This window comes from Pseudomonas sp. SST3 (assembly GCF_003325755.1).
In genome coordinates, this window is sequence record NZ_QORI02000008.1 from 128,584 (window position 1) to 141,905 (window position 13,322).

11 protein-coding genes are annotated in these 13,322 nt (G+C 56.4%); 4 read left to right on the forward strand and 7 right to left on the reverse strand.

From position 1 onward, the window contains the following. Positions 1–77 precede the first annotated feature (77 nt). Together DQ405_RS27470 and DQ405_RS10390 are read left to right on the forward strand one after the other, a co-directional pair. Positions 78–338 carry a hypothetical protein gene (locus tag DQ405_RS27470; protein WP_241729922.1) on the forward strand — a complete coding sequence of 87 codons (261 nt, stop codon included), beginning with the start codon at positions 78–80 and terminating at the stop codon, positions 336–338. Further along, complete coding sequence (locus tag DQ405_RS10390) at positions 302–892, forward strand: aminotransferase class IV (RefSeq protein WP_241729924.1); 591 nt, start codon at positions 302–304, stop codon at positions 890–892. Before DQ405_RS27470 ends, DQ405_RS10390 begins: the two co-directional genes overlap by 37 nt. A 203-nt stretch (positions 893–1,095) precedes the next feature. Here the strand turns inward: DQ405_RS10390 and DQ405_RS10395 are convergent, their stop codons facing one another. After that, the gene (locus DQ405_RS10395; RefSeq protein WP_206678903.1) at positions 1,096–2,133 is read right to left on the reverse strand and encodes a Kelch repeat-containing protein; all 1,038 of its coding nucleotides are present in this window, start codon (positions 2,131–2,133) and stop codon (positions 1,096–1,098) included. Positions 2,134–2,213: 80 nt separating this feature from the next. Continuing rightward, positions 2,214–2,660 carry an ester cyclase gene (locus tag DQ405_RS10400; protein WP_168424152.1) on the reverse strand — a complete coding sequence of 149 codons (447 nt, stop codon included), beginning with the start codon at positions 2,658–2,660 and terminating at the stop codon, positions 2,214–2,216. A gap of 94 nt (positions 2,661–2,754) precedes the next feature. Here DQ405_RS10400 and DQ405_RS10405 point away from each other — a divergent pair, with 94 nt between their 5' ends. Then, positions 2,755–3,666 carry a LysR family transcriptional regulator gene (locus DQ405_RS10405; RefSeq protein WP_168424153.1) on the forward strand — a complete coding sequence of 304 codons (912 nt, stop codon included), beginning with the start codon at positions 2,755–2,757 and terminating at the stop codon, positions 3,664–3,666. 17 nt (positions 3,667–3,683) lie between these two features. Next, positions 3,684–4,199, forward strand: coding sequence for an aminotransferase class IV (locus DQ405_RS10410; protein WP_168424154.1), 516 nt, complete (start codon positions 3,684–3,686; stop codon positions 4,197–4,199). A 155-nt stretch (positions 4,200–4,354) separates the two neighbouring features. Here DQ405_RS10410 and DQ405_RS10415 read toward each other — a convergent pair whose 3' ends face one another. The 5 genes from DQ405_RS10415 to DQ405_RS10435 form a co-directional block, all read right to left on the reverse strand. Further along, complete coding sequence (locus tag DQ405_RS10415; protein WP_168424155.1) at positions 4,355–5,266, reverse strand: hypothetical protein; 912 nt, start codon at positions 5,264–5,266, stop codon at positions 4,355–4,357. A 259-nt stretch (positions 5,267–5,525) separates the two neighbouring features. After that, complete coding sequence (locus DQ405_RS10420; protein ID WP_168424156.1) at positions 5,526–6,047, reverse strand: REP-associated tyrosine transposase; 522 nt, start codon at positions 6,045–6,047, stop codon at positions 5,526–5,528. Positions 6,048–6,232: 185 nt separating this feature from the next. Then, entirely contained in the window at positions 6,233–8,479 is a 2,247-nt protein-coding gene (locus tag DQ405_RS10425; protein ID WP_168424157.1) for an nSTAND3 domain-containing NTPase, read from the reverse strand. A 95-nt stretch (positions 8,480–8,574) separates the two neighbouring features. Continuing rightward, the gene (locus tag DQ405_RS10430) at positions 8,575–9,822 is read right to left on the reverse strand and encodes a ribonucleotide-diphosphate reductase subunit beta (protein ID WP_168424158.1); all 1,248 of its coding nucleotides are present in this window, start codon (positions 9,820–9,822) and stop codon (positions 8,575–8,577) included. Between the two features lie 387 nt (positions 9,823–10,209). Continuing rightward, complete coding sequence (locus DQ405_RS10435; RefSeq protein ID WP_168424159.1) at positions 10,210–13,104, reverse strand: ribonucleoside-diphosphate reductase subunit alpha; 2,895 nt, start codon at positions 13,102–13,104, stop codon at positions 10,210–10,212. Positions 13,105–13,322 lie beyond the last annotated feature (218 nt).

Consider the following 13,322-nt stretch of genomic DNA (forward strand, 5'->3'; position numbering starts at 1 on the left):
TTCGCCTTGACTCTGACAGCGCTGTCAGAGTCGATGATAGGGGCTCGATCAACTGAGCACCATCAGGAGCTGTTCTCATGGCGACCCAACCGAACCCTTACCCTTCATTCATCAATGGTCAACCTGTCACCGCGTTGCAACTCAACCCGCTGGCTTTTGCTGGGTTTGCACACTTCACGGCGATGCAGGTGAGAAACGCCAAGGTCAAGGCGCTGGATCTTCACCTGGACCGTCTGCGCAATGCCTCCCTGGCGTTTTTTGGCCGGGCGCGTCTGATGAGCTTCTGCGCTCATACATTCGGATGGCGATTCAAGAGGGGGCGAGAGACCAGTCGCTGACGGTCACCGTCTTCTCTCCCCATGGCGAATTCACCGCCGATAGCATGGATGTTGAGCCTGGCGTGCTCGTGCGTACCGCCGCTCCGTCTGATGGACCGAAAGGCCCGTTACGCTTGAGTGCCATCGCGCACCAGCGGCCTCTGGCCACGATCAAGCATGTCGGCGAAGTAGGCAAGACCTACTACCTGCACCAAGCTATACGGCAGGGCTTTGACGATGCGGCGTTTCTCGATGATCGCGGGCATCTGAGTGAGGCCACCATCTGGAACCTGGTGTTCTGGGATGGAGATACGGTGATCTGGCCCCGGGCCGAAATGCTGAAAGGCACCATGATGGGCATGGTTCAGCGTCAACTTGCACGCCTGAATGTGCCGCAGCGCCACGAGTTCATCACGCTTGAACGCCTGAACGAACTCTCCGGTGCGGCGGTGATGAACTCATGGACGCCGGGGATTCCCGTTACCGCGATCGCCTCCCATACCATTGACGAGGCAAGACCTTTCATCGAGCTGCTGCACAAGGCCCACGAGGCTGAGCCAGCCGAGTTTCCCTAAGAATGGCTGGAGACATTGCCCCCTGATATCCCGCCGGCTTTGGCGGGTTCCCTCGTTGCTCGAGGGGCACCGAGCGCTGCTTAACCTGTTAGTCGGGTCGAGGAAAACGTGAGCGGAAAGAGGACAGGAAAATAAATCTGTCCCCTTTTCCAGTGATGATACGAGCACTCTTAATGTTATTCCTAATGCACATGAGCAGGTTTTTATCGAGCCGGGATTACAAGCACTTCATGGACGCGGCTGGCCTGAGCGCCGCCGACTTTCTCGCCCCCACCGATCAAGAAGATTCGGTCATCTACCGTCGCGGCACCGAGTCCATGCCGCGGCGTAGGCAGAGGGGGAAGCTCCGACCATTTGTCCTCACCCGGGTCGTAAGCCCAGGCTTCGGCGAACACCTTCTTGTCTGGCACCCACTGTTCCCCACCGAAGACGTACAACCGTCCTCCATGCGCTGCAGCTGCCAGGCCGCCTCGGGCCTGAGGCATCGGTGCTTTGACCTCCCAATGGTCGCTGGCAGGGTCGTAGACTTCCAAGGTTGCCACGTTCACCTGGCGCAGACTGCCATCTGGCTCCTTCAATGCCTGGCGCCCGCCGACGACGTAGATTTTGGCGTCGATGACAGCAGCAGCGGCGCTATTTCGGGCGCTGGGCGCGTCTGCGGTTCGGGTCCATTGGCCGGTCAGTGGATTCAGCACGTCCGCGCGAGCCGTATCAGCATGGTCATTGAAATGCGAGGCACCAGGCGTTGCAGCGGCACGCCCGCCAATCGCATAGATTTTTCCATTCACGTTCGCCACCACGCCTTCGGCACGCGCCACCGGCAAGGCTGGGCCCGTGGACCAGCGGTCGGCGCGGGGGTCGTAGACAAACACGGTGGCCTGCGCGTACCAGAAGGGAAATCCGCCGGAGAATCCCCCAACGCCATAGATCAGCCCTCCGGCTTCGGCAAGGGCAATGTGGTGCCGCGCCTCGGGCAGCGGCGTCAGCGGGGTCCAACGGTCCGACTTTACGTCATATGCTTCGAAGTGCGCCGAGAAGCCCGTTGGAGGAGTCAGTACACCGCCTGCGACATAGACATTGCTATTCAACACGGCTGGATAGATTTCCTGGCGCGCTAGGGACGCGTCGGCTGCACGTGACCAGCGAAACGATGTGCCCGCTTCTGCATTTAACTCCGCCGAGGCTTTGTCAGGACTTGCCGCGAGTGCCACAGCAAGCAGCACTGGAAAAATCGGTTTCAAAATAAGGACTCCTTTAGTTTTTGGAGTGAGCTGTAGGCACATATCCGGCGGAGGTTTCCGATTGTCCTGGGAAATCCAGATCAGGCCTGTGGCGGGAATTGGTTGAGCTGGAGGAAAAGGCCGAACCAGTCCTCCAAATGCCATGTGGTGGTGATGCGCCCTCCGTCGAGGGAGTGAAACTCGTGCAGGCGAAAGCTCACCTTCTTGCCGGTGGGTGCGATGCGGAAGAGTTCACCCTGATGCGTGCCGCTGATTTCGGCGCGCACGGCAGTCCGTCCGGGCTCCTGAACCATGTCGTGGACGGTGACCTCTACGTCCGGAAACGCATGGATGACACTGCGGATGATGGACTTGATACCTTCCGGCCCAGGCCCTTGGCCCGGCGCCAGCGGAATGTCATCCCATGCAGGCGCGAGGACTTCATCCACCAAATCGGGATTTTTGTCACTGAACGCGCGATAGAAGGTTTCCACTGCTAGTCGCTCAACGCGGAGTCGGTCGGAGACGTTAATGCCGGATGTATTCATGGTCGGTGCTCACTGGGTGATGCGGATAGTGGCATCGTGTCGTTGTTGGTAAAATCCGTCTAACAAATAATCGATATAAATGCATATTTGATTTATGAATTTTCACGGCATTGACCTAAACTTGCTGGTGGCCTTCGACGCCTTGATGAGCGAGCGAAACGTGAGTCGCGCTGCTGTCCAAGTTGGCGTGAGCCAGCCCGCCATGAGTGCGGCGTTGTCGAGGTTGCGAAAGCTCTTCGGTGACCCGCTATTCCTGCGTAGCGCCAAAGGCTTGCTGCCCACCCCGCGCGCAAGGGATCTGGCCGAACCGATCGCGCAAGCCTTGCTACAGATCGAATCCACGCTCGTGGAGAAGCCCACGTTTTTACCCGGAAAGGCAGCGTTGACGTTCAAACTGGGGCTATCGGACTACCCGGCCTTCGTGCTGCTGCCCTTGCTGCTGCAAGCGCTTGCGGAGATAGCGCCCGGAGTGTCTTTGAACGTACATGCGTTCACGGACCGAGATCACGCTGTCGATCTGTTGGATGCAGGCGTGATCGACGCGGCCATCGGCGTGCCGCCAACACAGGCCGATGGCCGGATACTAACGCGTCGGTTACTCAGGGACGAGTTCGTCACGATTGTCTCCAGCGGTCACCCGGCTGCCAGGCATGGGATGACCCTGAGAAACTATCTAGATCTACCGCACGTTCTCGTGTCTCCCGAAGGGGAGTTATACGGCCTTGTCGATCAAGCGCTCGCGCAGCAGGGCAGGAAACGCAAGCTCGGACTGACGCTCCCACAGATGTTTGCCGTACCGGCGATCGTGGCGCGAACCAGCATGTCGGCCACGGTATTGAAGCGGGTTGCTCGCTACTCGCCGGCTGGGCAAGAACTGATGTTATTTCCGCCCCCGGTCCAGCTGCCCGAGGTCGTATTCGACCTCATCTGGCATAGACGCAGTGATTCTCATCCTGCTCAGTGTTGGCTCAGGAACTTTATCGACGAGCAGGCTAGGTTTCTGTAACGACCAATCAGCTAAAAGTGCAGTTTCGAGAATCCGCTTATGTTCAATGGGCTAGGGCGTTTGTTCGCTTTCGCAAGCGTCGCCATCCTGCGGAGATGGGAGCGGCCGAAGTCGAGCATTTTTTGACTCACGTCGTGTTAGAGCGGAATGTATCGGCCTCGATCCAGAACCAGGCCATACGGCAGGGCTTTGACGATGCGGCATTTCTCGATGATCGCGGGCATCTGAGTAAGGCCACCATCTGGAACCTGGTGTTTTGGGATGGCGAAACGGTGATCTGGCCCAGGGTCGAAATGCTGAAAGGCACCATGATGGGCATGGTTCAGCGTCAACTTGCACGCCTGGATGTGCCGCAGCGCCACGAGTTGATCACGCTTGAACACCTGAAAGAACTCTCCGGTGCAGCGGTGATGAACTCATGGACGCCGGGGATTCCAGTTACCGCTATTGCCTCCCATACCATTGACGAGGCAAGACCGTTCATTGAGCTGCTGCACAAGGCCCACGAGGCTGAGCCGGCCGACTTTCCCTGAGGATGGCTGGAGAGATTTTGTCCCAGATAACCCGCCCGGCTTGGGCGGGTTCCCTTATTGCTCCAGGGGTCCGAGCGGTGCTTAACCTGTTAGTCGGGTCGAGGAAAACGTGAGCGGGAAGGGAGCAGGAAAATAAATCTGTCCCCTCTTTCTCGTTAGTCCGCTGGTTTGATTATTGCCCGAACGAACCTGGAGGGAATCTGTATAACGCGACCGTCGTCGCGCCGCAGTATCAATGTCTCGCCAAGGGCCCATATGACGTGGATGTCATTCATCGCACAGGCTGCATCCAAGGGCAGGTGCTCCACTTGCTCGTCACAGTAGTCCCGGTCCAAGAGAATCGCTTCGGCTTGAAAGTTACCCAGCCCCAGTGCACGTACCGTCTTCTCGGGCAAAGTAGTTAGCAGACCGCTGTAGAGCGCAATCAGCAGTGCGAAGAAAATGGAGAAGTGCAGGGCTGCGTTCCAACCCGCAACGAAAACGAACGCGCACAAAGCTGCTATGAGCGGAACGACTAAAACTACGGCTACGTAGATTGCCCATTTCCACACGCCGATCTCAAAGCCTCCAATGATCGGAGCGGATTGACCGAGCGTAAAGGTCGTCAGAAGGCCTGCAATCATCACCCCAATGTCTGCTGCCCACATGTATCGAAGAAAGCTGAACGGCTTCAGTTCGAAGACGATTTGGATGATCAGGCCAAACAAAAGTGTTACCACTATCGGGACCAGAACGACTGATAACGGGAATAGTGATGGCGCCAGGATTAGCATGGCCATCAGGCCTAACGTGCAAGCTATGAACGGCCCCCAAAAAACCAGGCTTCCTAGTTTTAGAACCCACCAACCTCGACGGTCTTCCAGATACGGCAGTGAGTACTTGAGATCGCCTTTGACCTGCTTGTGCTGGAGAAATTGGTAATAGATCCATATGCCTGGACTAAACAAGGCCAAGACAAGCAAGCCGATAATCGTGAATCCAATAGCGGCCGCGGCGATCAATAGCGAGGAAAATTGGAAAAGATCGAAGCTCGGATAAAACTGATGACGGTAGAAATAGAAAGACAAATATCGCGAAGCCGAACAGTGGTGGCCCGGCCTTGAGAATGATCGATATATGCCGATTGAGGAACGCGCTGGATGATTCAAGAAAGCGGTCAAACACCTCTTCATCTGACGCTGGCTGGTCGATCCATCGCTGTTGCATCACGTCATCCTTGAAGCCGATTCGAAGGCGGCCACGCTACGGGAGCGCGCGGAGCGCTGCAATATACATCGCGCGGAATGCGTTAGTTCTTACCTTGGGTCACAGCATATGGGCTTGTGCTTAAGGCATTGGAGCAGGCAGCTTTTCCCCGCCCCAGTCGCTGGGATAAACCCCAGCCCTGACGGCACGATGAAAGCTGGAGTAGGGCCAATCGGCGACGCGGGTAACCCAACCATGCTTCAGCGGATTTAGGTGGACATAGTCGACGTGATGGCGGTAATCGCGTTCGTCACGAATCAGATGCTCCCAATAGCGCCGTTGCCAGATCCCTCGCTCACCACGGGATCGTTGCGTTGCGGTCAGTACCTCGGTTTTTGGCAGGCGTCTGGCGAAGGCGAATTTGATGACCTTCCAGCGTAGCGCGAAATCAGCGTCGCCTTCCGGCAGCGTCCAGACGCAATGCATGTGATCCGGAAGGACAACCCAGGCATCGATATGAAACGGGTGGCGTTCCCTGGTGGCCCGCACCGTCTCGCGGAGAAGGTCGATGTGACGGACAAGAAGATCGCTTCGGCGATTACGCAAGTTGATCGTGAAGAAATAGGTTGCGCCCGGCACTTGGGCGCGGCGGTATCGGGACATGCGGCTCATCCTTGAGCGTTGTGTTGGCGGTAAGTCCGTATTGGTGGATAAGAAAACGTTATCCACCCTACGCCATCTCACCCGCCCACACCGTCGACGCATCGACGTTGCCGGAGCGTAGGGTGGGAAACGGCGGAGCCTTTTCCACGCGCCTCTTCCAGGCTACCTCGCTGTTCCCTTGTCGCTCAGTTGCGGGCAAACAAGTCGTCTATTTCGTCGATGTAGCTGTGTTGCCTTGGATAATTTCTGGAATAATTTTGTTCGTCGGGAGAAAAGTAATTATCCCTTCGTGAGAATACATCATAGGCATCGGTTATGGATGAGTGGTCTATGTCCCAGTCAATTCCTAACTCAGCGAATTTCTCTACTATAATTGTCGAGAGATTTTCTTCTGCGGATTGAATGTCTATATAGCCTTGATGGCCGAAAACCCTGCTGTCTTCAAATTCATCGTGCGCATGTTCTTCGAAGTAAGCAATGATTGCTTCCTCTAGATGACAGCGCAGCACATCCACAGGGGTGTCATTAGGCAGTTCTTTGTACATGGACAGCAAGCTTCCGAGCTCATCGATAGTCGGTGATTTATCACACGCTTCGATTACGAACTCAATCGCCCTCTCAGTGGTAATAATTTTTTTTGGTAAAGCTAGCTTGAAAGCGAGAGCCGTGAACTCGAAGTATGTAGGTGTTGGTTCTGAGCAGACAAAAGCTATTGCTCTATCCAGTACCGCCGAAACGTTATGGGTGACAGCATGATCGGCTATATTTACCACTGCGTTGGCAATATATTCCGGGTGATAACCAGCAAAGTCTAGTCGCGATGCATGGCGCAGTATTTCTAGTCGGATGCTTTGGTGCGTAGAGGCGGAAATTATTTTGTTTGAGGCTAGGTTTTCTAGAGTTGAAAGTGATGAGTTAGATCTAAGGCAAATGAAAGCCGATCGTAGCGTTGGAGTATCGTGCGAGTATCTTTTTAATAGATAGTCGCCTAGCGAAGGGTTGAATAGGTCAAAAAAAACGTCGCTGGTTTTAGGTTTTATAATTCTATTGAGCAGCGAGCCGGTTAAATGCCTGGTATTTGTCACAAAGTCTCTGCGGCCGCTTAGGCTTGAATTCTCCGGTAAAGATATGTATCGAGAATATGCTTCTGATAGATCAGCTTCAGAAACTGCTCTTCCATTCAGGGAAACTATGAGAGTCAAAGCTCTAGAGAAATCGTCTTGTTGCGCGTTAAAAGGGTTCTCCCAGACATCGATTGGATCTCGAAGTGTTTTAGTTATATAAGTCCAATATTCCGAGGCGGGGACGTGGGTTATTCTTTCTGGATCGAGAATGAACCTAATGAGGCGGGGATTGAAATTGCGATGGCTAATTATTGTTCGGTAGCGTTTGTCTAAGTATATTTCATCCATGTGCTCGGCGCTTATTCCGGAATGCCACATGTGGTTGTATAGTATTTTTGCCTTGTCTATTTCTGTCAGTTGGCTTGCTGATAGTTCGTATTCATTCTTGTCGATATTTTGGCTTTTGAACAAGTCAATTAATATCTTCCCTTGGTTCAGGATGGTGCTTCTTGAAGTTAATATGAATCTTTTTGAGCTCTTGTCTTTGGATATTCTTCGCATGAAGTTAACGATATGGCTGCCTTCGTGGCCAGACAGGGCTTCAAGATAATTTCTTCCAAGAAAGTCGTCGAAATAGAAAGCTTGTTTTTTTTCTATTTCGAATAACGACTCGGCTTCTCTGATCTCATCTGATATCTTTATTACTTCAAAGTCTTGAGTTGCGTAACTTAGACATAGCTGTTCAGCGAGAGTGGTTTTTCCGATCCCGGGCTCGCCTGTTATTATAACAGTGCCTAGCTCTTCAAGTTTCCGAATGGCATTTTGGTGATTGGATGTCAAAACATATATTTGAGAGTTAGCAAGTGCTTCTTCTAATGCGAAAGAGCTTCTATCTGCTATTGCTTTATTTAGTAGGTGTTTTAAGACAGTAGTACTGCTGATCCAAAGCTTGTAGTGCCTGAGTTCGATCTCGCTATTTTTAGAGAGGAGATCGTTTAAATCTTCTCTTCCAAAAATGTCGCTGTCATTTGTGATGTGCGGGGCCAGCGCAGTTTGTAAAAGTTTTTTGTCTGCTCTTGATAATGGATTGGAGACTGCCAAGAAATAACGGGTGGGATTCAGTTTTTCTACTTTTGATAATTCTTTGGTTCGGAGATGTCTAATCAGTTGCTCTATAGGCGTATTTGCCCAATGTTTGCATTGAATTATCATCTCTTCTGTTGGTGCGGTAAAAAATCTTCCGTCAACGCCGGAGTCTCGGCCTGGTTTGAAGCGCTCGAAACGTTTGCCTAGCTGGGAGCCTATTAGATCAACACATAAAGCTTCGAACTCTTTGTCATTTAACGCTTTAAAATCATATTCTTGCATACGAGTCTCAACGATCCTTACAAAGACTGTATGCGAAAAGCCCCGCTGAAGGCGGGGCTTTTCGCTTTATAGATCCGTCTTCTCAGTGGAGAAAGTCAATCCCAGCTCAAAGCCCCACCCGTCTGATACTCAATAACCCGCGTCTCAAAGAAGTTCTTCTCCTTCTTCAAGTCCATGATCTCGCTCATCCACGGGAACGGGTTGGTGGTGCCTGGGTACTCTTCCTTCAAGCCAATCTGCGTCAGACGACGGTTGGCGATGAACTTGAGGTAGTCCTCCATCATCGAGGCGTTCATGCCGAGCACGCCGCGGGGCATGGTGTCGCGGGCGTATTCGATTTCGAGCTGCGTACCCTGGAGGATCATCTGGGTCGCTTCGTCCTTCATAGCGGCGTCCCACAGGTGCGGGTTTTCGATCTTGATCTGGTTGATCACGTCGATGCCGAAGTTCAGGTGCATGGACTCGTCGCGCAGGATGTATTGGAACTGCTCGGCGGTGCCGGTCATCTTGTTGCGGCGGCCCATGGAGAGGATCTGGGTGAAGCCGCAGTAGAAGAAGATGCCTTCGAGTACGCAGTAGTAGGCGATGAGGTTGCGCAGGAACTCTTTATCCGTCTCGACGGTGCCGGTCTGGAAGGTCGGGTCGGAGATGGAGCGGGTGTACTTGAGGCCCCAGGAGGCCTTCTTCGCGACGCTCGGGATCTCGTGGTACATGTTGAAGATCTCGCCTTCATCCATGCCCAGCGATTCGATGCAGTACTGGTAGGCGTGGGTGTGGATCGCCTCTTCGAAGGCCTGGCGCAGGATGTACTGGCGGCACTCGGGGTTGGTGATCAGGCGGTACACGGCCAGCACGAGGTTGTTGGCGACCAGGCTGTCGGCGGTGGAGAAGAAGCCGAGGTTGCGCTTGACGATGCGGCGCTCGTCTTCGGAGAGGCCGTCCGGCGTCTTCCACAGGGCGATGTCGGCGTTCATGTTCACTTCCTGCGGCATCCAATGGTTGGCGCAACCATCCAGATACTTCTGCCAGGCCCAGTCGTACTTGAAGGGTACGAGCTGGTTGAGGTCGGCGCGGGCGTTGATCATCTGCTTGTCGCCGACGTGAACGCGGGCGGAGGCGCCTTCGAGGTCGTCCAGGCCTTCCTGGATGTCGAGGTCGTCCAGGGCTTTCTTGGCGCGGGCGACGGCCGCGGAGTCGTCAGAGGCGACGGCGCGGGCTTCTTCGACGGAGCCGGCGGCGTCCTGGTCGAGCTTGGCCGGCACGTCAGTATTTGCGGCAGCGGCTTGCGGTGCAGCCGACGTGGCGGTGGTGTCTTCTTCGTCGAATTCGTCCCAGCTCAGCATGGCGGTTTCTCCTGATTGGGGACCGGTCGTGGCCGGTCGGAAGTGTTTGGGTGGCTTTTGGTTTGCGCGCAAAAGCGGAAAAAAATTAATGGGCGGTGGGTGCCCGGTGCCGCCGCGGTGTTATCCGATGGATCGGAGCGGCGGCGGATCGCGAGCAAGCTCGCTCCTACAGGTGACTCAATCGCGAGCAAGGACTAGGCGTCCCCCTCGTCCTACGAAAAGCAAAAGCGGACGCAGCGGCGGCTCGGTGCAAGCGGTTTCCAGGGCGAGGCAGCGCTAGGCGCCTGGCGGGACGGAGCCCCTGAGCGTACGCATGTACGTGATGGGGGCCGGCCTGCCGGGCAACAACGCGCGGTCCGCTCTGGGGACCGCGACTTCCTTAACTACTTATTGGCAGGCTTCGCAGTCTGGTTCATCAATCGCACAGGCTTTTGGGACCGGTGCTGGGCCGGCGGACATTTCAGGTGCCGGGGCTGCTTTGGCCGGGGCGTTGCTGAAGCCGTCGCCGCTACCGTTGGAGACTGCGTTGAGCTTGCCGGTGTTGACGGTGGACTTCTCGGTGCTGGTCGCGGCCAGGGCACGGAGGTAGTAGGTGGTTTTCAGACCACGGTACCAGGCCATGCGGTAGGTCACGTCCAGCTTCTTGCCGCTGGCGCCGGCAATGTAGAGGTTCAGCGACTGGGCCTGGTCGATCCACTTCTGGCGGCGGCTGGCGGCGTCGACGATCCACTTGGTTTCCACTTCGAAGGCGGTCGCGTAGAGGTCTTTCAACTCCTGCGGAATGCGCTCGATCTGCTGCACGGAACCGTCGTAGTACTTGAGGTCGTTGATCATGACCGCATCCCACAGGCCGCGCGCCTTGAGGTCGCGAACCAGGTAGGGGTTGATCACGGTGAACTCGCCCGAGAGGTTCGATTTCACGTACAGGTTCTGGTAGGTCGGCTCGATGGACTGCGACACGCCGGTGATGTTGGCGATGGTCGCGGTCGGGGCGATGGCCATGATGTTCGAGTTACGGATGCCGTTCTTGACGCGGGCACGCACCGGGGCCCAGTCCAGGGACTCGGTCAGGTCGACGTCGATGTACTTCTGGCCACGCGCTTCGATGAGGATCTGCTGCGAATCCAGCGGCAGGATGCCCTGGCTCCACAACGAACCCTGGAAGGTCTCGTAGGCACCGCGCTCGTCGGCCAGGTCACAGGAAGCCTGGATGGCGTAGTAGCTGACCGCTTCCATGGACTTGTCGGCGAAGTCGATGGCGGCGTCGGAACCGTAGGGGATGTGCTGCAGGTACAGCGCGTCCTGGAAGCCCATGACGCCCAGGCCCACGGGGCGGTGCTTGAGGTTGGAGTTGCGCGCCTGCGGCACCGAGTAGTAGTTGATGTCGATGACGTTATCGAGCATGCGCACGGCGGTGCGCACGGTGCGCTCCAGCTTGGCGGTGTCGAGCTTGCCGTCGACGATGTGGCGCGGCAGGTTGATCGAGCCCAGGTTGCAGACGGCGATCTCGTCCTTGTTGGTGTTCAGCGTGATCTCGGTGCAGAGGTTGGAGCTGTGCACCACGCCGACGTGCTGCTGCGGGCTGCGCAGGTTGCACGGGTCCTTGAAGGTCAGCCATGGGTGGCCGGTTTCGAACAGCATGGAGAGCATCTTGCGCCACAGGTCTTTGGCCTGCAGGGTCTTGTAGTTCTTGATCTTGCCGTATTCGATCAGGGCTTCGTAGTACTCGTAGCGCTCCTCGAAGGCCTTGCCGGTGAGGTCGTGCAGGTCGGGTACTTCGCTTGGCGAGAACAGGGTCCACTTGCCGTCGTCGAAGACGCGCTTCATGAACAGGTCCGGAATCCAGTTGGCGGTGTTCATGTCGTGGGTACGGCGACGGTCGTCACCGGTGTTCTTGCGCAGCTCGAGGAATTCCTCGATGTCCAGGTGCCAGGTTTCCAGATAGGCGCAGACCGCGCCCTTGCGCTTGCCGCCCTGGTTGACCGCGACGGCGGTGTCGTTGACCACTTTCAGGAAGGGCACGACGCCCTGGGATTTGCCGTTGGTGCCCTTGATGTAGGCGCCCAGTGCACGCACCGGGGTCCAGTCGTTGCCCAGGCCGCCAGCGAACTTGGAGAGCAGAGCGTTATCGCGGATGGCGTCGTAGATGCCGCCCAGGTCGTCCGGCACGGTAGTCAGGTAGCACGAGGACAGCTGCGGACGCAGGGTGCCAGCGTTGAACAGGGTCGGCGTGGAGGCCATGTAGTCGAAGGACGACAGCAGGTTGTAGAACTCGATGGCGCGGGCTTCGCGCTGTTCTTCCTCGATGGCCAGGCCCATGGCGACGCGCATGAAGAAGATCTGCGGCAGCTCGAAACGCACGCCATCCTTGTGGATGAAGTAACGGTCGTAGAGGGTCTGCAGGCCCAGGTAGGTGAACTGCTGATCCTGCTCGTGGTTGATGGCGGCGCCCAGCTTGGCCAGGTCGTATTCCTTCAGGCGCGGGTCGAGCAATTCGAATTGCACGCCTTTTTCCACGTAGGCCGGCAGGGCCTCGGCGTAGAGGTCAGCCATTTCGTGATGGGTGGCCGATTCGGCGACTTCCAGGAAGCTCAGGGCTTCGGCGCGCAGGGTGTCCATCAGCAGGCGAGCGGTGACGTAGGAGTAGTTCGGCTCACGCTCGACCAGGGTGCGGGCGGTCATCACCAGGGCGGTGTTGACGTCGGTCTGCTCGACACCGTCGTAGAGGTTCTTCAGGGTTTCTTTCTGGATCAGCGCGCCATCGACTTCTTCGAGGCCTTCGCAGGCTTCGGTGATGATGGTGTTCAGACGGCCCAGGTCCAGCGGTGCCAGGCTGCCGTCGGCACGCTTGATGCGAATGCTCGGGTGGGCTTCAACCGGTGCGTCGACCGCGCCGCGCTTGCGCTCCTGGCTGCGGGATTCACGGTAGATCACGTAGTCGCGGGCGACTTTCTGCTCGCCGGAACGCATCAGGGCCAGTTCGACCTGGTCCTGGATTTCTTCGATATGGATGGTGCCGCCGGAAGGCATGCGGCGCTTGAACGTGGCAGTGACTTGCTCGGTCAGGCGGGCCACGGTGTCATGGATGCGCGACGAGGCGGAGGCATTGTTGCCTTCCACTGCGAGAAACGCCTTGGTGATGGCGACGGTGATCTTGTCATCGGTATAGGGGACGACAGTACCGTTGCGCTTGATCACGCGCAGCTGGCCCGGCGCAGTGGCGGCCAGGTCCAGCGTGCTGTCGGCTGCCTGCGGGTTCTCGCGAATGGACTCGTTCTGCATGGGGTCTCCGGATTCTCTCTGTCTCGGTAGCTCGTTAGGTGTCAGGGCCTTTCTTCAGCGGCCCGCGGTCTCGTATTGCATGAACCATGCCCCGGCGAGCGGGCGCATGGGTGTTCCAAAAAAGGGATGACTCGCGCGCGAGGGCGGCGAATCGAATGTCACGAAGAATAGTCACGACTCATGCAGATCACAACTCTAAAACACTACATGTAGTGTGA